This is a genomic window from Pannonibacter sp. I15F10I1 (assembly GCF_900185665.1).
GTDB classification, from domain to species: domain Bacteria; phylum Pseudomonadota; class Alphaproteobacteria; order Rhizobiales; family Stappiaceae; genus Pannonibacter; species Pannonibacter indicus.
Genome location: NZ_FYAN01000008.1, coordinates 333,685 through 355,002 on the forward strand (window position 1 = coordinate 333,685; position 21,318 = coordinate 355,002).

The 21,318-nt window shown below is 63.3% G+C and carries 17 protein-coding genes and 1 pseudogene; 13 read left to right on the top strand and 5 right to left on the bottom strand.

Going from position 1 to position 21,318, the window contains the following annotated elements; translation table 11 throughout:
• The first annotated feature begins 164 nt into the window (after positions 1–164).
• Positions 165–593 carry a helix-turn-helix transcriptional regulator gene (locus IF10I1_RS07410; protein WP_058899448.1) on the top strand — a complete coding sequence of 143 codons (429 nt, stop codon included), beginning with the start codon at positions 165–167 and terminating at the stop codon, positions 591–593.
• 86 nt (positions 594–679) lie between these two features.
• Positions 680–2,527, top strand: a complete 1,848-nt coding sequence (locus tag IF10I1_RS07415; RefSeq protein WP_186392058.1) for an ABC transporter ATP-binding protein/permease — start codon at positions 680–682, stop codon at positions 2,525–2,527.
• 150 nt (positions 2,528–2,677) lie between these two features.
• On the opposite strand, the gene IF10I1_RS07420 is transcribed toward IF10I1_RS07415, so the two are convergent.
• Positions 2,678–3,778 carry a saccharopine dehydrogenase family protein gene (locus tag IF10I1_RS07420; RefSeq protein ID WP_186391983.1) on the bottom strand — a complete coding sequence of 367 codons (1,101 nt, stop codon included), beginning with the start codon at positions 3,776–3,778 and terminating at the stop codon, positions 2,678–2,680.
• Between the two features lie 121 nt (positions 3,779–3,899).
• On the opposite strand from IF10I1_RS07420, the gene IF10I1_RS07425 reads away from it, so the two are divergent.
• The 4 genes and pseudogenes from IF10I1_RS07425 (at position 3,900) to IF10I1_RS07440 (ending at position 7,258) form a co-directional block, all read left to right on the top strand.
• Entirely contained in the window at positions 3,900–4,340 is a 441-nt protein-coding gene (locus IF10I1_RS07425) for an Lrp/AsnC family transcriptional regulator (RefSeq protein WP_371328534.1), read from the top strand.
• Between the two features lie 255 nt (positions 4,341–4,595).
• Complete coding sequence (locus IF10I1_RS07430; RefSeq protein WP_186391982.1) at positions 4,596–5,519, top strand: LysR family transcriptional regulator; 924 nt, start codon at positions 4,596–4,598, stop codon at positions 5,517–5,519.
• Positions 5,520–5,612: 93 nt separating this feature from the next.
• Positions 5,613–6,326 (top strand): annotated as a pseudogene (locus IF10I1_RS07435) (phosphatidylserine decarboxylase); the annotation flags it as partial.
• A gap of 11 nt (positions 6,327–6,337) precedes the next feature.
• Positions 6,338–7,258, top strand: a complete 921-nt coding sequence (locus IF10I1_RS07440) for a phosphatidylcholine/phosphatidylserine synthase (protein WP_186391980.1) — start codon at positions 6,338–6,340, stop codon at positions 7,256–7,258.
• A gap of 75 nt (positions 7,259–7,333) precedes the next feature.
• Here IF10I1_RS07440 and IF10I1_RS22925 read toward each other — a convergent pair whose 3' ends face one another.
• The 3 genes from IF10I1_RS22925 to IF10I1_RS07455 are packed head-to-tail and all read right to left on the bottom strand — an operon-like array spanning position 7,334 to position 12,529.
• On the bottom strand, positions 7,334–10,810 hold the full coding sequence (locus IF10I1_RS22925; RefSeq protein WP_186391979.1) for an efflux RND transporter permease subunit: 3,477 nt from the start codon (positions 10,808–10,810) through the stop codon (positions 7,334–7,336).
• Positions 10,807–11,907 carry an efflux RND transporter periplasmic adaptor subunit gene (locus IF10I1_RS07450; RefSeq protein WP_094462074.1) on the bottom strand — a complete coding sequence of 367 codons (1,101 nt, stop codon included), beginning with the start codon at positions 11,905–11,907 and terminating at the stop codon, positions 10,807–10,809. The genes IF10I1_RS22925 and IF10I1_RS07450 overlap by 4 nt, the downstream gene beginning before the upstream one ends.
• Positions 11,908–11,935: 28 nt before the next feature.
• Positions 11,936–12,529: a PadR family transcriptional regulator gene (locus IF10I1_RS07455; RefSeq protein ID WP_050472632.1), complete on the bottom strand. Its 594-nt coding sequence runs from the start codon at positions 12,527–12,529 to the stop codon at positions 11,936–11,938.
• A gap of 222 nt (positions 12,530–12,751) precedes the next feature.
• Here IF10I1_RS07455 and IF10I1_RS07460 point away from each other — a divergent pair, with 222 nt between their 5' ends.
• The 3 genes from IF10I1_RS07460 (at position 12,752) to IF10I1_RS07470 (ending at position 15,432) form a co-directional block, all read left to right on the top strand.
• Positions 12,752–13,147 carry a hypothetical protein gene (locus IF10I1_RS07460; RefSeq protein ID WP_208977178.1) on the top strand — a complete coding sequence of 132 codons (396 nt, stop codon included), beginning with the start codon at positions 12,752–12,754 and terminating at the stop codon, positions 13,145–13,147.
• 108 nt (positions 13,148–13,255) lie between these two features.
• Complete coding sequence (gene puuE, locus IF10I1_RS07465) at positions 13,256–14,167, top strand: allantoinase PuuE (RefSeq protein ID WP_186424415.1); 912 nt, start codon at positions 13,256–13,258, stop codon at positions 14,165–14,167.
• A gap of 344 nt (positions 14,168–14,511) precedes the next feature.
• Positions 14,512–15,432, top strand: a complete 921-nt coding sequence (locus tag IF10I1_RS07470) for a helix-turn-helix domain-containing protein (protein ID WP_208977177.1) — start codon at positions 14,512–14,514, stop codon at positions 15,430–15,432.
• Here IF10I1_RS07470 and pobA read toward each other — a convergent pair.
• Positions 15,426–16,595 (bottom strand): 4-hydroxybenzoate 3-monooxygenase, encoded by a 1,170-nt coding sequence (gene pobA / locus IF10I1_RS07475; protein WP_186391978.1) that lies wholly within the window; start codon positions 16,593–16,595, stop codon positions 15,426–15,428. The two genes, IF10I1_RS07470 and pobA, sit on opposite strands and share 7 nt — an antisense overlap.
• Before the next feature lie 215 nt (positions 16,596–16,810).
• Between pobA and IF10I1_RS07480 the strand changes: the two genes are divergently transcribed.
• From IF10I1_RS07480 to IF10I1_RS07495, 4 genes are all read left to right on the top strand, one after another.
• Positions 16,811–17,683 carry an RNA methyltransferase gene (locus IF10I1_RS07480; RefSeq protein WP_186391977.1) on the top strand — a complete coding sequence of 291 codons (873 nt, stop codon included), beginning with the start codon at positions 16,811–16,813 and terminating at the stop codon, positions 17,681–17,683.
• On the top strand, positions 17,680–18,468 hold the full coding sequence (gene murI, locus IF10I1_RS07485) for a glutamate racemase (RefSeq protein WP_186391976.1): 789 nt from the start codon (positions 17,680–17,682) through the stop codon (positions 18,466–18,468). Before IF10I1_RS07480 ends, murI begins: the two co-directional genes overlap by 4 nt.
• A gap of 239 nt (positions 18,469–18,707) precedes the next feature.
• On the top strand, positions 18,708–19,325 hold the full coding sequence (rpsD, locus tag IF10I1_RS07490; RefSeq protein WP_019964611.1) for a 30S ribosomal protein S4: 618 nt from the start codon (positions 18,708–18,710) through the stop codon (positions 19,323–19,325).
• A 603-nt stretch (positions 19,326–19,928) separates the two neighbouring features.
• Positions 19,929–21,272 (top strand): extracellular solute-binding protein, encoded by a 1,344-nt coding sequence (locus IF10I1_RS07495; RefSeq protein WP_186391975.1) that lies wholly within the window; start codon positions 19,929–19,931, stop codon positions 21,270–21,272.
• Positions 21,273–21,318 lie beyond the last annotated feature (46 nt).

The following is a 21,318-nucleotide window of genomic DNA, read 5'->3' on the forward strand; positions in this document are numbered from 1 at the left end:
CTGACGCGGCCATGATGCGGGATACCGGGCAGCCAGGCGCCGGCAACGGGGACTTCTCCAGCATAAAATTCCTTTCCGGGCTTGGCGGGGCGGTATATTCATCGTATTTAGGCGATGAATTGACCTGCGGGCAGCGGTGAGGCTGGCAGGCAGAGGGAGAGATCATGTCCAGTCATGGCGCTGAGCGGCCGGATCACGGCAGCGGCGGAGGAGCCTGTTGTGCCCCGAAGGAGAAAGTCTGCCGGAACGCGGATACCGCGGCACTGGCTGACCTGTTCCGGGCGCTGGGCCATCCGGTCCGTATCGGCATTCTCAAGGAAATCATCCAGCGTCAGGAGGCCTGCTGCGGCGAGATCGTCGGCTGCCTGCCGCTGGCCCAGTCCACCGTTTCCCAGCACCTGCAGGTGCTGAAGGAAGCCGGGCTTCTGACCTGCGACATCCGCGGGCGCACCTGTTCCTACCGGATCAACGAGGCCTTTCTGGCTGGCGGGGACGCTGCCGGTCTGCGGCTTCTGGCGAATGCTGCCAGCTTTTTCAATGACATCACAGCTGCCGCTCAAACCTCTTCAAGGGCGCGGGAGAGACAAGAATGACAAGACGTGCAAATCCCCATAGCCCCAGTTCTAGCCCCAATTCTGGCCCCGCTTCGGCAAAGGTGAGTGCCGACGATGGTTCGACCATGACCACGCTGGCCAACCTGTGGCCCTATATCTGGCCGGAAGGACGGGCAGATCTGAAGCTCAGGGTCATTTGGGCGGTACTGGCGCTGGTGGTGGCCAAGCTCGTCACGGTCGTCTCGCCCTATTTCTTTGCCTGGGCCTCCGACGCGCTGACCGGCGAAACCATGGGCCTGCCGGGCTTTCTGGTGGCGCCGATGATGCTCGTGGTGGCCTATAATGCCGCCCGGGTCCTGGCAGTGGCCTTCAACCAGTTCCGCGATGCGCTGTTTGCCCGTGTCGGCCAGCATGCGGTGCGCCAGCTTGCCTTCATCACCTTCTCGCATCTGCACCGCCTGTCGCTGCGCTTTCACCTGTCCCGCCGCACGGGCGGTCTCAGCCGGGTGATCGAACGCGGCGTGAAGGGCATCGAGGCGATCGTCCGCTTCACCATCCTCAACGGCATTCCGACCCTGCTGGAATTTGCCATCATGGCGGGCATCATCTGGTACCAGTTCGGCTTTGCCTATGTGATCATCGTGGCGCTGATGATCGCTGCCTATGTCTGGTTCACGGTGCAGACGTCCAACTGGCGCATTTCCATCCGCCGCGAGATGAACGAGAGCGATACGGAAGCCAATTCCAAGGCCATCGACAGCCTGCTCAACTTCGAGACGGTGAAATATTTCGGCAACGAGAAGATGGAGGCCGCCCGCTTTGATGCCTCCATGGCGGTCTATGAGCGCGCCGCGACCCGCACCTGGACCTCGCTCGCCTGGCTCAACTTCGGCCAGTCCTTCATTCTGGGCATCGGCACGGCAGCCTGCATGGTCCTCTCCGCCCGCTCGGTGATGGCGGGGGAGCAGACCATCGGCGATTTCGTGCTGATCAACGCGCTGCTGCTGCAGATCGCCATTCCGCTCAATTTTGTCGGCTTCATCTACCGCGAGATCCGGCAGGGGCTTGCCGATATCGAGGCGATGTTTGCCGTTCTCGCCGTCCCTGCCGAAATCGAGGACAAGCCGGGCGCCCCGGCGCTGGCCATCGGCTCCGGCGCCATCCGCTTCGAGGATGTGCTGTTCCACTATGATCCGGACCGTCCGATCCTCAAGGGCATCAGCTTCGAGGTCCCGGCCGGAAACACGGTTGCCATCGTCGGGCCTTCGGGGGCGGGCAAGTCCACCATTTCCCGGCTGCTGTTCCGCTTCTATGACGTGACCGGCGGGCGGGTGACCATCGACGGGCAGGATGTGCGCGACGTGACGCAGGAAAGCCTGCGCCAGGCCATCGGCATGGTGCCGCAGGATACTGTGCTGTTCAACGACACCATCGCCTACAACATCCGCTATGGCCGTCCGGATGCTTCCGAAGAGGATGTGCGCGCTGCCGCCCGGATGGCACAGATCGACAGTTTCATCGAGACGCTGCCCAAGGGCTATGCCAGCGAGGTGGGCGAGCGCGGACTGAAGCTCTCCGGCGGCGAGAAGCAGCGCGTCGCCATTGCCCGCACCATCCTGAAGGCGCCGCCCATTCTCATTCTGGACGAGGCAACCTCGGCCCTCGACACCCATACGGAACGGGAAATCCAGTCGGCGCTGGATCAGGTTTCCCGCAACCGCACCACGGTGGTCATCGCCCACCGCCTGTCCACCGTGGTCAATGCGGACCAGATCCTCGTGCTGCAGGCCGGTGTCATCGCCGAACGCGGAACCCATGCGGAGCTGCTCGCCAAGGGCGGTCTCTACGCCTCCATGTGGAGCCGCCAGCGCGAGGCCGACGAAGCCGAAGAACGCCTGCGCGCTGCAAGGGAAGCGGACGAACTCGGGGTCATCGTGCGCGGCCAGAAGGCAGGGGAGCCTGAGCGAGTGTAAGCTTGCCTGACGGGACGTTGCTCTCCTCACAGGCCCCGGCACAAGGCCGGGGCGGCGCGGAAGGTGGGTCTTGTTCGGTTTGCCCAAAGCCTCCCCACCACGCCGTCCCGGCCTCCGTGCCGGGACCCGTCAGGGACGTATAAGCGCGTCTCACCCCGCCATTCGGTGCCCTGCGTCCTGGGCATAGGCGTGGCCGAAGCGGTTGGTGAGGAAGGCGGGGAGGGGGATGTCTTCCTGGCGGAGGAAGCCCTGCTGCGGCAGTTGGCCGGCGGCGAGCATGTCCAGCACGGCGGCGATGGCGCTGGCGGTGGTGATCTGGATGGCGCTGTAGAGCCGCCCGCCGATGACGCCGCTATAGACCTTGCTGGCGTAGGTCTCCTGCACGAGGCGGCCGTTCTGGTGTCCGCTGGCGGTGACGAAGATGATCACCACATCCTGAAGGGTGGCGGGCAGGGCGTTTTCCAGAATGTCCTTCAGCACCTCGCGCCGGTGGCGCAGGCCAAGGTCGTTCAGCAGTGCCTTCATGATGGCGGCATGGCCGGGATAGCGGATGGTCTTGTAGTTGAGCGTCCGTACCTTGCCCTTCAGCGTCTCGCACAGGGTGCCGAGCCCGCCGGAGGTGTTGAAGGCCTCGTAGGTGACGCCATCAAGGGCGAATTCCTCGCGCTCTTCCAGTGCGGGCACCTCGGCCATGTGGCCATCCACAATGGCCTCGCAGGGCTCGATGTATTCGTTGATCACCCCGTCCGTGCTCCAGGTCAGATTGTAGTTGAGCGCGTTGGAGGGATATTGCGGCAGCGCGCCGACGCGCATGCGCAAGGTGTCGAGGCTGTCGAAGCGGCGGGCGAGATCATTGGCGACGATGGAGATGAAGCCCGGTGCAAGGCCGCACTGGGGAATGAAGGCGGTGCGCGCCGTCGCAGCGATCTCCTTCACCCGGCGGGTGGCGGCCACATCTTCCGTCAGATCAAGATAATGCACACCGGCCTTGGCAGCGGCTTCCGCGATGGCGATCGTCAGGTGGAAGGGGGCGGCGCTCAGCACGGCGTATTTGCCGGTGAGGGCTGCCGTCAGGGCCGCGTTGTCGCTGATGTCCAGCGCCAGCGTTTCGACGGCAGGTTCACCTGCAAGGGCTGCCAGTTCTGCGGGCGAGCGGTCAATCACGGTGACGCGGTAATCACCGGAGCCGGTGAGGAGGCGGGCGATGGTGGCGCCGATCTTGCCGGCACCAATGATGGCAATCGTCTTCATGTGTCGAACCCCTCTGGCCCTTTCCAGGCATTATGAGGTTCAGAATGACTGAAGGACATGTCGATTCACAGCTGCGGATATGGCAGAATGAAGTGTTGATTTGATCAAAGTGACGAAGCTGATGAACACTCTGACCATCACTGAAGCTGACCGGGCCCTGATCGGCCTGCTGTCTGAGAACGCCCGCATGCCGGTTGCCGAGCTGGCACGCCGCCTTGGCCTGTCGCGCACCACGGTTCAGGCCCGCATCGAGCGGCTGGAGCAGGCGGGGGTGATCACCGGCTATGGCCTGCGCCTGTCGCAGGCCTATGAGGCGGCGCAGGTGAAGGCGCATGTGCTGATCACGCTGGTGCCCAAGGCGCTGGCGCGGGTGAGCGCGGAACTGTCCGGCATCCGCGAGGTGCGCCAGCTGCATTCGGTCAGCGGCAGCCACGATCTCATCGCCATCATCGAGGCTGCCTCCGTTGCCGAACTCGACCATCTGATCGACCGGATCGGCGAACTTGACGGCGTGGACCGCACGCTTTCGTCCATCATCCTGTCGACGCGCATCCAGCGCTGAACTGGCGCCCGGTTTCCGCATGCCGGTGGTTTGCCGGGCGCGGGCGATGGACGAGCCTGCGGAGCAAGTGCCGCAACCCGTGCCACGCTTGCCGCAAGGCCAGGGCGCGTTCCTGTCTGGCCAGGTACTCGTAATAGCCGCCTGTGTGCATCATGGCTGTTTCTCCGTTGGAGTGGATCTGCAGCCACCTTCGCATCTCCGTCGATTTCTGATAATCTGGCCAGTATCGCATAAACCTTCCCAAGGATTCGGATAATGCGGCTGGAGGATCTCCGTTTTTTTGTCCGGGCGGCAGCGCTCGGAAATCTCTCCGCCGCAGGGCGCGAGACCGGTCTGTCGCCTTCGGCCGCCAGCTCCCGCCTGGCGTCGCTGGAGCGTGATGCCGGGGTGCAGCTGGTCAGCCGCACAACGCGCCGTCTTCAGCTGACCGATGCGGGGGAGCTGCTCCTGCGCCGGGCGGGCGAGGCGCTGGATCTGCTCGACGGCACCTTGCGCGAACTGGAGGATGAGGCGGCCCGGCCGCGCGGCACGCTGCGTGTCTCTCTCAACATGTTCTTTGGCCGCAAGCATGTGCTGCCGTATCTGGCCGAGTTCCGCGACCTCTATCCGGAGCTGCGGCTGCAGCTCGATTTCTCGGACCGTATCGTCGATCTGCTGGCCGAGGGCTATGATCTTGCCATCCGGGGGGCGCCGCTCGCCGATTCCACGCTGCGGGCGCGCCGCCTTGCCGGAAATCCCCGCGTGCTCTGTGCCTCGCCTGCTTATCTCGCCCGCAAGGGCATGCCGGAGACGCCCGCAGACCTTGCCCGGCATGACTGTCTGAGCTTCCGGTCCATGCCGGTCTGGTATTTCGAGGGGCCTCAGGGGGAGATAGCCTGTCCCATCGATGCCGCGATCAGCGGCGACAATGGGGACTTTGCCTATGATGCCGCCCTGCTGGGGCTGGGGCTTGCGGTGAAATCGCTTGCCCATGTGTGGGAGGATCTGCGCGATGGCCGGCTGGTGGCGGTCATGACGGATTTTCCGGTGACGAGAACCGGAGCCATCTGGGCCGTCGCGCCGCCAGGGCGCGCAATGATGCCAAAGGCCCGCGTGCTGGCTGACTTCCTGACCGGAAAATATGGCAGTCCTGCCTACTGGGAAACGGACTACCGGCAGGCCGGAGCATTGGTGGGCTGAGGCACTTTCGGGGTTCAGTTGCGGCGGCAAAGGCACTAAGAGAGAGGCAGACCACTTCAATCTCCGGCTCCGGACCCAAGATCAACGGGAAAACCCATGTCGCTTGCCGATACCATCACCAAGACTTTCGTTCCCATCCACCGGGAGGGCTGGCCTTTCATTGCCATCGCCTTGGTGGCGACGCTGATCCTTGGCTGGTTCCTGACCCCGCTGTTCTATATCGGGCTCTTTCTCACGGGCTGGGTCTGCTACTTCTTCCGCGATCCTGCCCGCGTCACGCCGGTGACCGACGGGCTAGTGATCTCGCCGGCTGACGGCGTCGTCAACCAGCTCGGCCTCTGCGTGCCGCCAGCCGAACTGGCGGCAGACCTTGGTACCGAGCCGATGATGCGGATTTCCGTGTTCATGAACGTGTTCAACTGCCACGTGAACCGCGCCCCTGTCGGTGGCCGCATTGCCCGGGTGGCCTACAAGCCGGGCAAGTTCCTCAACGCGGAACTGGACAAGGCAAGCGAGTTCAACGAGCGCAATGGCCTCGTCATCGAGAATGGCAGCACGAAGATCGGTGTCGTTCAGATCGCAGGTCTAGTGGCCCGCCGCATCGTCTGCTTCGTCCGCGAAGGGGAGAGCATCGGCGCAGGCGAGCGTTTCGGCCTGATCCGCTTCGGCTCGCGCCTCGACATCTACATGCCGGCGGGCACCGTGCCGAAAGTTGCGATGGGCCAGATCATGATTGCCGGTGAAACCGTGCTGGCGGATCTGCGCGAAGGCCCGCAGGCGGTCCAGCACATCACCCGCGTCAGCTGAGGAGAAGCCCTTTGGAGACGCCTTTCGCCAGCTATGAACCCGGCCACGAAGACGGCAAGCCGCGCCGGTCAGGGCGTTTCCGTCAGGTGCCCTTGCGCCTCATCCTGCCGAATCTCGTCACGCTTCTGGCGCTCTGTTCCGGCCTGACCGGCATCCGCATGGCCTTCGAGGGGCGGTGGGATTTTGCGGTGGGTGCGGTGCTGATAGCGGCCGTGCTGGATGCGGTGGACGGGCGTGTGGCGCGGATGCTCAAGGGCACGTCGCGGTTCGGGGCAGAGCTGGATTCGCTGGCCGATTTCGTCAATTTCGGCGTCACTCCGGCGTTGATGCTCTACATCTGGCTGCTCCAGGAAGTGAAATCTCTGGGCTGGATTGCCGCGCTCGCCTTTGCCATCTGTGCGGCCCTGCGCCTGGCGCGGTTCAATGCGGCGCTGGATGATCCGGACAAGCCTGCCTGGGCGGTAAATTTCTTCACAGGCGTTCCGGCCCCCGCAGGCGCACTGACGGTGCTTTTGCCCATCTATCTGGAGTTTCTGGGTGTGCTGCCGCACTGGCCCGCATTTGCTCCGGTCGTTGCGCTTTACACGGTCTCAATCGGCTTCCTGATGATCAGCCGCCTGCCGACCTATTCCGGCAAGAAGGTGGGCATGCGCGTCCGGCGCGATCTGGTGCTGCCGCTCTTCGTGCTGGCCGTGCTGGTGGTGGCGCTGACCGTCAGCTATCCGTTCCAGATGCTGACCGTGGGCACGCTGGCCTATCTCGCGTCGATCCCCTTTGCCCTGCGCAGCTACCGGGCGCATGTGCGCGCGGACAAGACGCAGGCAAAGGCCGGGGACAAGGGGGACGAAAGTGGGGGGGGCGAAAGCGGCGGGGATGAGAGCGGGCCGGACCTTGATCATCCCGGCGAAAAGGCGGGTAATGATACGCCCTGACGGCGTGGTAAGATTTTCTCAATGAACAAAGCCCCCATCCATCGGACGGGGGCTTTTGCTTTTTGGGCCTTGGGTCTACTCCGCAGCGCTGGTCATCGGGGTTCCGGGGCTGTTGGCGGCCTGCCGGCCTGCGCCCTCGTCTGATCCCGAGCCGGAGCCCGGTCTTTTGCCGGTCATCCGTTGCCAGAGCCTCACGGCAAGGCCTGCCCAGACACCCGGCATGGCGATCATCACCGGGATCAGCAGCAGGGTCAGCAGGGTGGAGAAGCCGAGGCCGAAGATCACCGCCGTCGACAATTGCACCCACCAGCCGGAGGTGACGCCGCCGAGGGCGATTTCCCGGTTGAGGAAGTCCAGATTGATCTGGGCGGCCATCGGAATGAGCCCAGCAATCGTGGTGATCGTGGTCAGCATGATCGGTCTGAGGCGCTGGGCCGAGGTTTTCAGGATGGCGTCCAGCGTGGGCAGGCCGTCTTCCCGGAAGCGGTTGAACGTGTCCAGCAGGATGATGGCGTTGTTCACCACGATACCCGCCAGCGCGACAATGCCCGTGCCGGTCATGATGATCGAGAACTTCTGCCCCGTCACCCACATGCCCAGCAGCACGCCAAAGACCGACAGGACCACGGTCGTGAGGGTCAGGAAGGTCTGGTAGAACGAGTTGTACTGGGTCAGCAGGATCAGGAACATCAGAAAGAGCGATGCAATCATCGCCTTCATCAGGAACTCGCCGGACTCCTTCTGGTCCTTGTCGGCGCCGCGGAAGGCCAGGAGGACATTCGAGGGCCAGTCCTGCGTCTTCAGCCAGCTGTCCAGCTCCTTCACCTTGTCGTCCGGTGTGAAACCGGAGGCCGGATCGACGGTGGCCTTCACCATCATCGAATAAAGGCCGTCACGCCGGGTGATGGAGGAGACCTTCGGTGCCGCCTCGCGCTTGATGAAGTTGGCAAGCGGCACCAGTCCAAGCGGCGTCTGCAGGCGCAGCTCGTCAAACCGGTCGAGCGTGCGTTCATCGCGCGGCAGGCGCACGCGGATGTCCACCTCGTCCTCGCTGTCTGCCGGGCGGTACTTGCCGATCAGCACGCCGTTGGTGACAAGCTGCACCATGCTGCCCACCGGCACGATGCTGGCCTGATAGCGCCCGGCATGGGCACGGTCGATGGTGATCTGCCATTCGATGCCGGGCAGGGGGCGGTCATCCTCCTGATCGATCAGGTCAGGCATGGTGTTCACATGCTCGCGGATGCGGGCAATGGTTTCGGTCAGTGTCTTGTAGTCGGTGGATTTCACCTCAAGCTGGATGTCCTTGCCGGTCGGCGGGCCGCCCTCGATCTTGCGGGTTTCCACCTTGATGCCGGGCAGGGGGGCCGTGCGCTCACGGATTTCCTGGAAGATTTCCACGGCCTTGCGGCGGCAGCAATAATCCTCGAACTCAAGCTGCAGTTCGCCGATCACGTCGGCAGGCTTGTCACGCGGGCCATCGAGCGACGGGCCGCCGCCGCTGCCGCCGGGGGGGAAGGCGGAGGTGACCACATTCATCACGCCAGCGGTCTGCAGCACTTCCCGTTCAACACCCATCACAAGGTCGCGGGCCTCGGCTGCTGACAGGTTGCCGCGGGCCGAGACCAGCACCACCGCCTGCTTCGGCTCTTCATCGACGAAGAATTCGACACCCGTGCTGTGGGTCATGAAGCCGATGGTGATGAAGACGCAGAGCCCGGCCATGGCGGCAAGGGCTACGAGATTGCCGATGGGGTTCCCTGCCAGCAGTTTCAGCCCGCGCACATAGAGGCCGGTGAGGCCGGTAACCTCGCGCACGTCGAAAGCATGGTTGCCGGAGAGGACCTCCGCCTCCTGCCGTGCCTCTTCGGCGCGCAGGGCCGCGCGCCGCTTCAGGATGGCAACGGCGGGGACGAGCAGCCGGTGGCTGACAAAACCGGCCAGGATGAAGGCTGCGATGGCAAGGCCATTCACGGCAAGTGCGGGCAGCGCGGCAAGGGCCGGAGCCGTGAGAACCGTCGTGGCGGCCAGGGCCGCAAAGACCAGGGCCAGAACCACCGCCGCATGGCGTGCCATCCAGTGGAACACGGTGGCGAAGAGACCGCCGGTGACCGGGATGAAGACCGTTGCCGTCAGCAGCGAGGCTGCCAGCACGATGATCACCATGATGGGCAGATAGCTCATGAACTCGCCGGCCACACCCGGCCACATCAGCATGGGCAGGAAGGCGGCAAGGGTCGTCGCCGTGGAGGAGAAGATCGGCCAGAACATCAGCTTGGCCGCACGGATATAGGCCTCCCGGTCCTCCATGCCCTCGGCGATCTTGCGGTCGGCATATTCCACCATGACGATGGCACCATCCACCAGCATGCCCACGGTCAGCACGAGGCCGAACATGACCATGATGTTTACGGTGTAGCCAAGCCCGGCCAGGATCAGGAAGCCGACCATGAAGGATGTTGGAATTGCAAGGCCGACCAGAAGCGCCGAGCGCAGGCCCAGCGAGCCGACGATCAGTACCATGACGAGGAAGATGGCTGTCAGGATCGAGGACTGCAGCGAGCCGAGAACCTCGAAAATGTTCTCCGACATGTCCAGCATGACGCTGACGCGGATTGTCTGCGGCCAGTCCTTCGTTGCCTCGGCAATGACGGCACGGACAGCGGCATTGTTCTCGATCACATTGGTGCCGATGCGCTTGGTCACATTGAGCGCAATCGCCGGTTCGCCATTGACGCGGATGAAGGAGGTGGCATCCTTGAAGGTGCGGCGGATTTCAGCCACATTGCCCAGCGTGACGACGCCTTCGCCCGCCTGTTTCAGCGGCAGGGAATAGACATCTTCCGCCGTTTCGAGAAGGCCGGGAACCTTGACGTTGAAGCGTCCCGATCCGCTGTCAAGGAAGCCGGCGGGCACCAGCTGGTTGTTCTGCGTCAGGGAGGTGATCAGCTCCTGCTGGGTGATCGCGTAGGATTCCAGCTTGCGGCTGTTGATCAGCACTTCCAGCAGTTCTTCCCGGTGACCTGCCAGATCAGCGGAGCGGACGGTGTCCACGGCCTCGATCTGGTCCTTCAGGCGCCGGGCATAGGTGTAGAGCGTGCGCTCGGGGACACTGCCGGACAGGGCTACGGTCAGGGTCGGGGCGAGGGCGAAGTTGGTTTCCGAGATGGTTGGCTCGTCCGCATCGGCGGGCAGCTTGGACTTGGCCTGATCCACCTTGTCGCGCACATCCGACATCGCCTTGTCCTTGTCGAACGAGATGTCGAATTCCAGCACGATGCCGGCATGGCCTTCCGAGGCGATGGCCGTCAGTTCCTTCAGGCCGTCAAGGCCGCGCAGCTCCGTCTCCATGGGCCGCACCAGCAGGCGCTCTGCGTCTTCCGGCGAAATGCCCTGCTGGGATATGGAGACATAGAAGACCGGGACGTCGATATCCGGGTTTTCTTCCTTGGGGATGGTTATGTAGCTGAGCGTCCCGCCAAAGACGAGCGCCAGCAGGAGCATGAGCACCGTTTTGGGACGGCGCAGAATGGCTTCAAGCGCACTGGTCATCCGTTTGCTCCCGTGTTCATCACCGGCTCGATCAGCTGTCCTTCCCCGACGAAGTCCTGTCCGACGATGATGACGTCAACCGTGTCCGGAAGACCGGTGATCCAGATGCCATCGGCCTCACCGCCGGCTATGGCGGCCGGCAGGAAGCGCACCCGGTTGTCCGCATCGACGCTGCGCACCCCGACGCGTCCATCATCATCCAGCGTCAGGATCGCCGGGCTGACGCGGTGGGCCAGGCCTTGCGACAGCTCCAGCCGGGTAACGGCGGTTACGCCGTCGCGGGCAAGGCCGTCCGGGTTGGGCAGTTCCACTTCCACGCGGAAGGTGCGGGTGTCGGGATTGGCGGCCGGTGCGATGTAGCGCACATGGCCTTCCATCCTCGTGCCGCCGACCAGCTCGACGGTGGCCGGCATGTTGAGGCTGAGGCCTGAAATATTCAACTCGGACACCTGACCGACGGCGATCATCGGATCGGAATTGACCACCGTGCCGCAGGCCGCGCCCACGGAAAGATGATCGCCGACACGCGCCATCGGGCTTTCCACCACGCCGGCAATGGGCGAGCGGATGACGGTGCGGTCCAGCTCCAGCTCGGCTTCCTGCAGGCGCGCATCGGCGGCATCAAGGGATGCCTTCAGCGCAGCCACGCGGTTTTCCGTGGCAAAGCCTTTCGAGCTGAGCTGCGTTGCGGCGTCATAATCGGCGCGGGCCTGTGCAAGGACGGCCTTTGCCTCCAGCACGCGGGCCTCGCGTGTGCCTTTGTCGATCACGCAAAGCACATCGCCAGCGCTCACCGTGCCGCCTTCGCGGGCCGGGCGTTCGACAATCCGCCCCGCCGTTTCGGCGCGCACAGAAACCTTGGCGAAGGCTTCGGTGCTGCCGCGCACCTCCAGCATGGCCGAGCGCGGTTCGGCCACAAGCCGGGCCACCTGGACACGGAAGGGCTTCACATCCGCAGCGTTCTGCCGTTCGGCAATGGGCGGGGCTGCATGGGCCTCGTCCCCCAGTCCACCGACCACCAGAGTGCCGCTCCACATCCACAGGCCAACGCCACCGGCAATGCCTGCGGCCAGCAGCACAGAGAAATTAACACGCATGAAATTCGCTCCGTTGGTCAGGATCTGCTTATTCGGCGGCTTGCGGTGTCTGGACAGGTGCAGCCGCCTGAGGCTGTGATCCATTGCCGTCACCGTCGGCAATCGCCTCCAGCTCGGCGCGATTGGCTTCCAGGTAGCCGATTTTCTGGATCATGCAGTCGATGCCGTAGTTGATGCCCCAAAGTATGCCCCTGTTGAGCGGCTTGTCCGTGATCCTGGACTTCAGCTCGCTCAACTGCTGCAGTTTGTGGCGGGTTTGTTCAATCTGCAGGTCAATCGCCCTGCGGATGGCCTTACCGCCCACCTGCTCCGCGCTCATGGCCACCAGAAGGAAGGGCGAGCGGTAGATGTCCGGCGGCAAGTCCTCCCTCAGCATGTCCAGCAGGGCGTCGCGCCCGGTCTGGGTGATGCTGTAGACCTTGCGGGCCGGCTTGCCGGGCTGCTTCTCTTCCCGCATGGTGACGAGACCTTCCTTCTCCAGCTTTGCCAGTGCCGGATAAATCGACCCGTAGCTCGCATCCTCGAAGTAGCTGAAACAGCCTGAAGTCGCCTCCTTGCGGATCTCGTATCCTGTGGCATCTCCCTCCGAGAGCATGGCAAGGCAGAGGCGGCGTACACTCATTTGGATGGTTCCTTCGCAAAAAGCCCGCACACGGAGCTTTCGACGTATCATATCGATATATATCGGTTGGGTATATAGTGTTTACGGAACGATCTTTAAGGGGGCGGAAACATAAAATTCAAAGAGACGTTTTGCCGCCTTTTGGAGGATTGATTGCCAGGGCTGGGAGGGGCATTGTTTCAATATGGCGAAATTGCTTTGCCGCATGAGGAGGCTCCGTTCATGCCCGTTTTGTCCCGTCTGCGTCTGAGACTTCGTCCGGGCAAGCTTCTGCCTGAAAATCCGCTGCTGCGGCTTCTGGCGGTCAATGCCCTGTCCGGTTCTGCCGTGGCGCTGGTGGTGGTGGGCGGTCTTTTTGCCTCCAATGCGGGCGGGCTCTATGATCTGGTCGCCAATGCCAGTGATCCGGCGGTGCCCGTTATCCTGCTCGCCTTCGGCTTCATCATCACGCTGGGCTCAGCCGCGATGGGAACGGCCGTCATGATGCTGCCGCGCGATGGCGGGAATGACCGCGGCCGTGGCCGCCGCGAGCAGGCTTTCCACGCCATGCCGGGCGAGCCGGTGCTGATCCCTGTCCCGGTCCGCGCCAGCCCGCAGAGGACGGTGCGGCGCGGCTGATTAATTTCTTTGCAGCGCCTGCTGTCAGAACACGGCTTGCCAAAGCGGTCCGTTCCGGCTTCCATGGATCCTGTTTGCGAGTTGATTTGCAAAAGGATTTGAAGGCGCATGGACGCATCCTACCCGCGTGATCTCGTTGGCTATGGCCGCCAGATCCCCGATCCGCAATGGCCCGGCGAGGCCAATGTGGCTGTTCAGTTCGTGATCAATTACGAGGAGGGCGGGGAGAACAACATCCTGCACGGGGATGCCGCCTCCGAAGCCTTCCTGTCGGAAATCGTCGGGGCGCAGGCGTGGCCCGGCCAGCGCCACTGGAACATGGAATCCATCTACGAATACGGCTCGCGTGCCGGCTTCTGGCGCCTGTGGCGCATGTTTACCAGCCGCAATATCCCCGTCACCGTTTATGGTGTTGCCACCGCGCTCGCCCGCAATCCGGATGTGGTTGCGGCCATGAAGGAGGCCGACTGGGAAATCGCCTCCCACGGGCTCAAGTGGATCGAATATGCCAACATGGCCGAAGAGGAAGAGCGGGCGCACATGCAGGAGGCCATCCGCCTGCATGAAGAAGTCACAGGCTCGCGCCCGCTCGGCTGGTACACCGGCCGCTGCTCCATGAACACCCGCAAGCTGGTGATGGAGGAGGGCGGCTTCCTCTATGACAGCGACAGTTACGCCGATGATCTGCCCTATTGGGTGGAAGGCCCCTCCGGCCCGCATCTGGTGATCCCCTATACGCTGGACGCCAACGACATGCGCTTTGCGACGCCTCAGGGCTTCAACTCCGGCGATCAGTTCTTTGCCTATCTGAAGGACAGTTTTGACACGCTCTACGCCGAAGGCGAGGCGGGCAGCCCGAAGATAATGAACATCGGCCTGCACTGCCGTCTCGTGGGCCGCCCTGGCCGGGCTGCGGCTCTGGCGCGCTTCCTCGATTATGTCGCATCACATGAAAAGGTCTGGCTCGCCCGGCGCATCGACATCGCCTGGCACTGGCACGCCCACCACGCGGCAGGCTGAATTTCTGCCGGGGAGGGGGATGTGATGGGGATCGGGCAGGACAGGATGAGCGGCGGATTGACCTGTTGGGAGAATGCCGGCTTATTCGCATGGTGCGGCGTTTCAGTTCCCCTCCCCCTCGTGGGGAGGGGTAAGGGGTGGGGGGCTCTGAGCCAGCCGAACGCTGAAGCGGCTCATGCTTCAAAGTGGCCCTTGTCCCATCTCTCTGTGCCCGTCCAGGAAAGCTTTCAAAGGATGCCGGAGCTGTGCCCCCCACCCCTCACCCCTCCCCACGAGGGGGAGGGGGGCGGAGAGGCCTGCCGTGAAAGGCGGCGGCACCTGTGTTTCCAGCAAGGCCTCGCCCCATGAGCGCCGCCGCATCCCTGCCGCGCTATCACCTGTATGGTGAGACGGAGGGGGCTTCCGAATTTGATTTCTTTCACATTGAAACGATCCGGGCGCGGTCGCTGGCGCTGGGCTGGCAACTGGAGCTGCATGCTCATCAGCATCTGGCGCAGATCCTCCATATCTCGAAGGGCGGCGGGCGTCTGATCGAGGCGGATGGGGAGCGGGAGATCCGGGCGGGCGGCATTGCCTTCACCCCGCCGGGCGTGCTGCATGGCTGGAGCTTTTCACCGGAAACGGAAGGCTATGTGGTTTCCTTCACGCCCGACTATCTGGTGGCGGGTGGCGAAAGCCGCAGCGATGCGGAGCGGGCGGCGCTGACCTCGGCCGGCAACACGCTCCTGCATCCGCAAGGGCATGAAGCACGGCTGGCGTTCTATTTCGGCGAGATGGCGCGGGAGTTTGACGAAGGCGCGCGGCGGCGGGCCTTCTTCCGGCCGTTGGTGGCACTCAGCCTGCTGATTGTCTTTCCCGGAGAAGTGGCAGGTTCTGCCGACCGGACGCCCGGCTTCTCGCTGTTCCGTTTCCGGCAACTGGTGGAAGACATGTTCCGCAGCGGGCAGGGGGCGGAGGCCTATGCGGCGGAAATGGGCCTGACGGTGCAGCGGCTCAACCGCTATTGCCGCCTGTTTACCGGCCGCACCGTGGCGCAGAATGTGCGTGACCGGCTCATTCTGGAAGCCAAGCGTCTGCTGGCCTTCTCGGGGCTTTCCGTCTCGCAGGTGGCCTATGACCTCGGCTTCGAGGATCCTGCCTATTTCTCCCGCGTGTTTCGAAAGGAAACCGGCGAAGCCCCCGCCGACTTCCGCGCCCGCCACACGGGTGGCGGCGCGCCGGACAGCCCCCTTTCCGATGCTGCCCGGCAAGACCCGCCTCAGTAAGGCAGCCCCACGTAGTTTTCGGCAAGGCTGGTCTGGGCGGCTTTGGAGCTGGCCAGATAGTCCATGTCGGCCTGCTGGATGCGGGCGTTGAAGGCGCCCAGTTCCGGGAACTGGTGCAGCAGGGTGGTCATCCACCAGGAGAAGCGTTCCGCCTTCCAGATGCGTGCCAGCGCCTTGGCCGAATAGGCGTCGATCCCTGCGCTGGACTTCTCGCCGTAATATTCGATAAGGCCGGACGACAGGTAGTGGATGTCCGAAGCGGCAAGGTTCAGCCCCTTGGCGCCGGTCGGCGGCACGATGTGTCCCGCGTCACCGGCCAGGAACAGCCGGCCGAAGCGCAGCGGCTCGGCGACAAAGCTGCGCAGCGGTGCGATGCTCTTCTCGATGGAAGGGCCGGTCTTCATGTTGGCGGCGGCTTCCTCGCCAAGGCGCAGCTTCAGCTCGTCCCAGATGCGCTCGTCCGGCCATTCCTCCAGCGGCGTGTCGAGCGGCACCTGCACATAGTAGCGGCTGAGCGTGTGCGAGCGCATGGAGGCGAGGGCGAAGCCGCGCGGGTGGTTGGAATAGATCAGCTCATGGTCGCAGGGCGGCACATGCGAGAGAATGCCAAGCCAGCCAAATGGATAGATCTTTTCATATGTTGTGATCGCTTTTTCCGGAACACTCGCCCGGGCGACGCCATGATAGCCGTCGCAGCCGCAGATGAAGTCGCAGGCGATCTCGTGTGTCACCCCGTCCTTCTTCCAGGTGACGCGGGGATGATCCGTATCGAAGTCGAGCGGCGTCACGTCTTCTGCGTCATAAATCACCTGCGCGCCCCGGGCCGAATGGGCCTCCATCAGGTCACGGGTGACTTCCGTCTGGCCATAGACCATCACCGGTGTGCCGGTCAGGCCCTTGAGGTCCATGCGCAGGCGCGTCTCGCCGACCGAAAGGGTGAAGCCGTCATGCGGCAGGCCTTCCTTGTGCATGCGCTCCGCCACGCCTGCCTTTTCCAGCATGTGGACCATGCCCTGTTCCAGCACCCCGGCGCGGATGCGCGAGAGCACGTAATCCGGGCTCTTGCGCTCCAGCACGAGGCAATCGATGCCGGACAGATGCAGAAGCTGGGACAGCAGCAGGCCGGATGGGCCCGCGCCAATGATGACGACCTGGGTGCGCATGGAGTTCCTCCTCATTCCTCATGCGGACGGGATCTCCCGCGCTTCCCCGGTGAGGGAAACGGCCTTGCCCGTCCTCTTGGGACCATGATGGCTGCGCCGGCCTGCGGCATGAATGGACGATCTGCCGCAATCAGTTGGACAATTTGGCCGCAAGGGGCGTCTAGGCTGCTGCTGGCGCTGGAATTTGCCGCCGCTTTCCGCTAAATCCCCGGCCCATGACCAGAAACGCAAATATCCGCGATGAAGCCCTGAGCGTGGACGTGCGCCCGCCGGCCGTCATCCTGTGCGAACCGCAGCTTGGCGAGAACATCGGCACGGCCGCCCGTGCCATGGCCAATTTCGGCCTCACCGACCTGCGCATCGTCAACCCGCGTGACGGCTGGCCGAGCGAGAAGGCCCGCGCGGCCGCCTCCCGTGCCGACCACGTGATCGACAAGGTGCAGGTGTTCGACAGCGTGGAGGCGGCGATTGCCGATCTCACCTTTGTTTACGCCACCACCGCCCGCTCGCGCGAAGTCGCCAAGCCCGTGCGCGGGCCGGATGAAGCGGCAGCCCGGGTTGTGCCGCTGGGCGCCAAGGGCATGGCCACGGGCTATCTCTTCGGGCGCGAGCGCTGGGGCCTCAACAATGAGGAAGTGGCGCTGGCGGACGAAATCCTGACCCTGCCGGTTGATCCCAACTTCGCCTCGCTCAACATCGCCCAGGCGGTGCTGGTCTGTGCCTATGAGTGGCGCAAGACGGCCACCGCCGGTGCGCTGCCCTTTGCTCTGGATGTGGATGCCAACCCGCCTGCGGCCAAGGACGATATCCTGCGCCTGTTCGAGCATCTGGAAGGGGCGCTGGACCGGGTGTCCTTTTTCCGTCCCGTCGAGCGGCGGCCACACATTGTCCGCAATATCCGCAATATCTTCCAGAAGGCCACGCTGACCGACCACGAAGTGAAGACGCTTCGCGGCATCATCGCGGCACTGGAAGGCCGGCCCACACGGCCGCGCAAGGATCAGCCGGATGGCGCCCGCCGTGTCAGTGAGGACGGCGCGGGCGAAGAGGCTGCGCAAGGGCCAGTAAAAGAGGATGACCACGAATGACAAAACCGGTGCTCGTCTTTGACTCTGGCATAGGCGGGCTCACGGTGCTGCGCGAGGCGCGGGTGCTGATGCCCGAGCGCAGCTTTGTCTATGTGGCTGACGATGCAGGCTTTCCCTATGGCGGCTGGGAGGAGGAGGCGCTGAAGGCGCGGCTCATCTCCCTGTTCCGCGATCTCCTGCACCGGTTTGACCCGGAGGTGGCGGTGGTGGCCTGCAACACGGCCTTCACCCTTGCCGGCGCGGATCTGCGCGCTGCCTTCCCGCACATGAAGTTCGTCGGCACGGTGCCGGCCATCAAGCCGGCGGCTGAGCGCACCCGCTCGGGTCTTGTTTCCGTGCTGGCAACCCCCGGCACGGTGAAGCGCGCCTACACGCGCGATCTGATCCAGTCTTTTGCCAGCCAGTGCCATGTGCGGCTGGTCGGCTCGGTCAGTCTCGCCAGCATGGCGGAGGCCTATATCCGGGGCGAGGGCGTTGATGACGAGGCGCTGACGGCCGAGATCTGCGAGTGCTTCTATGAAAGGCAAGGCGCGCGCACGGATATCGTCGTGCTGGCCTGCACTCATTACCCCTTCCTTGCCAATGTCTTCCGCCGCCTTGCCCCCTGGCCGGTGGACTGGATCGATCCGGCCGAGGCCATCGCCCGACAGGCGCGGCGCATCGTGCCTGTGATGGACGTGCTGCGCGCCGATTCCCGGCCTGACCGGGTGGTTTTCACGTCAGACTCGCCGGATTTTGCCACCCGCCGCCTGATGCAGGGCTTTGGCCTCTCCTTGCTGGTTTAGGAAAAACCGCAGGATTGTGCGCAAAAACGGCTGAGATGCCTGCCTGCATTTGACATTCGCCCCTGCCTCGTCTATGCACCCGCGATCCGTGCGGGGCTTTGCCTCGCCGGTCCACGCACCCGTGGGGTTTTCCGGCCGGCGCCGTTCAGCTGGACCCCTGTCGATCCTGTTCCTTGCGAACGGGGTAAAGGAGGGCGCGTTTCCTTATAAAATGAGCCAACCGACACAAGGAAACAGCGATGTCGAAGCGCCACAGCGTAAAGTACAAGATTGATCGCCGCATGGGCGAGAACATCTGGGGCCGCTCCAAGAGCCCGGTCAACAAGCGTGAATACGGCCCCGGCCAGCACGGCCAGCGCCGCAAGGGCAAGCTCTCCGACTTCGGCGTGCAGCTGCGCGCCAAGCAGAAGCTCAAGGGCTACTACGGCAACATCTCCGAAAAGCAGTTCCAGAAGGTTTACACCGAAGCTTCGCGCATGAAGGGCGACAGCTCCGAGAACCTGATCGGCCTGCTGGAGCGCCGCCTGGACGCCATCGTCTACCGCGCCAAGTTCGTCCCGACCGTGTTCGCTGCCCGTCAGTTCGTCAACCACGGCCACGTCAAGGTCAACGGCAAGCGCGTTACCATCGCCAGCTACCGTTGCCGCCCGGGCGACGTCATCGAGGTCCGCGACCGCTCCAAGCAGCTCGCTCTGGTTCTCGAGGCTTCCCAGTCGAGCGAGCGTGACGTGCCGGAATACCTGGCCGCTGACCACAGCAAGATGACCGTCACCTTCACCCGCGTGCCGTCCTTCTCGGAAGTGCCGTACCCGGTGCAGATGGAACCGAACCTCATCGTCGAATTCTATTCGCGCTAAGGTTTCCAGCCCTGCTGGAGAAAAGGCCGCCCTCCGGGGCGGCCTTTTTGCATTCTGGGGGCGGATGTATGCGCTGCCGGAGGCAGGCGTTCCCCGAGGGGCTGCGCCCCGTTCTTGCTGCCAGCATCCTGGGCCGTGGTGGCTATCAACGGCCGGAGTTCAAGGCGAGGCCGAAAAATGGTGACCGCTCAGGCGGGTGCCGGGCTTCATCAAGCGGTCCGGTCTGGCCAAAGGCTTCGGCGCGCTATCTGGTGACCCGATCCGGGGCGTATCCCCACATAGCCCGGCCGTTGCCGCCGTCTCGTCAGGGATGGGGAGGGGATGCAGTCCCGGTGCAGTCTGCTTTCTCAAACACGCTCCATGCGGGTGTTCGGTCGTCAATCAGATAAAAATTTCGATATCTTTTTGGTTTTGAGTAATTGAATAGACTTCTCTACATATTTCATGATTTTTCCGATGGATCTTTCTTTTCGCCATCTATGTAATCTTAAATTCATTGATTATTCACGTAATTGAACGCGGTGGTTCACAAATTCTCGCTAGGAAGTCATCGATTTCCGGAAGGGTGGGGCTGGAAGTCTTTCCGAAAGCGAGGTGCGTGCTATGAAAATTTCCGTTCTGAAGACCATCTTTACCGGGTTGTTGGCTGCTTCGGCACTGGCCCCTGCACCGGCTCTTGCAGAAAAGACCAAGTTTGAATTCTGGTACGGTCTTTCCGGCGATCTGGGCGAACGCGTGCAGGATGCGTGCCGCATGTTCAACGAAACGCAGGCTGATTACGAGATCGTCTGCACCTCGCAGAACGGCTATGACACCACGCTGCAAAACACCATTGCCGCTTACCGCGCCAAGAAACAGCCCGCCATCACCCAGATCTACGACGCCGGCACACTCGACCTGATGCTGTCCGGTGCTTTCCTTCCGGCGAAGCAATTGATGGCCGATAATGGCTACGCGATCGACTGGGGCAATTATTTCGGCGGCATCGCCAACTATTATGCAACCGCTTCCGGCGAATTGCAGTCCTTCCCGTTCAACTCATCCACGGCGATGCTCTATTACAATGCCAGCGCCTTTGAAAAGGCGGGCATCACCTTCAAGCCGGACACCTGGGAACAGGTGGAAGAAGCTGCCCGCAAGCTGAAGGCCGCAGGCTTTGACTGCCCGCTCGGCTTCAACTTCGACACATGGCCGATGCTGGAGCAGTTTTCCGCCATCCACAATCAGCCGATCGCCACCAAGGCCAATGGCTATCAGGGGCTCGACGCCGAAGTCGTGTTCAACAAGACGAAGTTCGTTGACCATGTGAAGTTCTTCAAGAAGATGCAGGACGAGCAGCTGTTCGTCGTCAAGACCAAGCAGCTCGGCATGGATATCGTGCCCGCCTTCACCTCGCAGACCTGCCAGATGATCCAGACCTCGATTGCCGATCATGGCACCGTCGGGAAGACCCTGCCGGAAGGCGTCAAATGGGATGTGGTCATGCTGCCCGTCTGGGCCGGCACCGAGCGCCAGAACTCGCTCGTGGGCGGCGCTTCGCTGTGGGTCATGGCCGGCCGTCCGGACGCGGAATACAAGGGTGCGGCTGCCTTCCTCAACTTCATCGCCACGCCGGAAATGGCGCAATGGTGGTCCACGGTCACCGGCTACATCCCGGTTACCAAGACCGGCTTTGATGCCATGAAGGCCAACGGCTTCTACGACAAGGCGCCTTACAAGGGCCGCGAACTGGCCATTGCCAGCCTGACCTACACGCCCACCTCGGAAAACACGCGTGGCATCCGGCTGGGGGGCTTCACGCAGATCCGAAAGGAAGTGTCGACCGCGCTGGAAGCCATTTTCATGCAGGATGCCGATGTTCAGAAGGAACTGGACCAGGCTGCCGAGCGCAGCAACGCCGTCCTGCGCCGCTTCGAAAAGACCTATGCCGGTCAGAAGCTGAACTGATCCCGTCTGTTGACCGACACCATCGACTGAGCCTGCCGCAACTGCC

Excerpts from the sequence above, each read along its gene's own strand:
- IF10I1_RS07410 (WP_058899448.1), top strand. The coding sequence starts at position 165 with ATGTCCAGTCATGGCGCTGAGCGGCCGGATCACGGCAGCGGCGGAGGA.
- IF10I1_RS07415 (WP_186392058.1), top strand. The coding sequence starts at position 680 with ATGACCACGCTGGCCAACCTGTGGCCCTATATCTGGCCGGAAGGACGG.
- IF10I1_RS07420 (WP_186391983.1), bottom strand. The coding sequence starts at position 3,778 with ATGAAGACGATTGCCATCATTGGTGCCGGCAAGATCGGCGCCACCATC.
- IF10I1_RS07425 (WP_371328534.1), top strand. The coding sequence starts at position 3,900 with ATGAACACTCTGACCATCACTGAAGCTGACCGGGCCCTGATCGGCCTG.
- IF10I1_RS07430 (WP_186391982.1), top strand. The coding sequence starts at position 4,596 with ATGCGGCTGGAGGATCTCCGTTTTTTTGTCCGGGCGGCAGCGCTCGGA.
- IF10I1_RS22925 (WP_186391979.1), bottom strand. The coding sequence starts at position 10,810 with ATGACCAGTGCGCTTGAAGCCATTCTGCGCCGTCCCAAAACGGTGCTC.
- IF10I1_RS07450 (WP_094462074.1), bottom strand. The coding sequence starts at position 11,907 with ATGCGTGTTAATTTCTCTGTGCTGCTGGCCGCAGGCATTGCCGGTGGC.
- IF10I1_RS07455 (WP_050472632.1), bottom strand. The coding sequence starts at position 12,529 with ATGAGTGTACGCCGCCTCTGCCTTGCCATGCTCTCGGAGGGAGATGCC.
- IF10I1_RS07460 (WP_208977178.1), top strand. The coding sequence starts at position 12,752 with ATGCCCGTTTTGTCCCGTCTGCGTCTGAGACTTCGTCCGGGCAAGCTT.
- puuE (WP_186424415.1), top strand. The coding sequence starts at position 13,256 with ATGGACGCATCCTACCCGCGTGATCTCGTTGGCTATGGCCGCCAGATC.
- IF10I1_RS07470 (WP_208977177.1), top strand. The coding sequence starts at position 14,512 with ATGAGCGCCGCCGCATCCCTGCCGCGCTATCACCTGTATGGTGAGACG.
- pobA (WP_186391978.1), bottom strand. The coding sequence starts at position 16,595 with ATGCGCACCCAGGTCGTCATCATTGGCGCGGGCCCATCCGGCCTGCTG.
- IF10I1_RS07480 (WP_186391977.1), top strand. The coding sequence starts at position 16,811 with ATGACCAGAAACGCAAATATCCGCGATGAAGCCCTGAGCGTGGACGTG.
- murI (WP_186391976.1), top strand. The coding sequence starts at position 17,680 with ATGACAAAACCGGTGCTCGTCTTTGACTCTGGCATAGGCGGGCTCACG.
- rpsD (WP_019964611.1), top strand. The coding sequence starts at position 18,708 with ATGTCGAAGCGCCACAGCGTAAAGTACAAGATTGATCGCCGCATGGGC.
- IF10I1_RS07495 (WP_186391975.1), top strand. The coding sequence starts at position 19,929 with ATGAAAATTTCCGTTCTGAAGACCATCTTTACCGGGTTGTTGGCTGCT.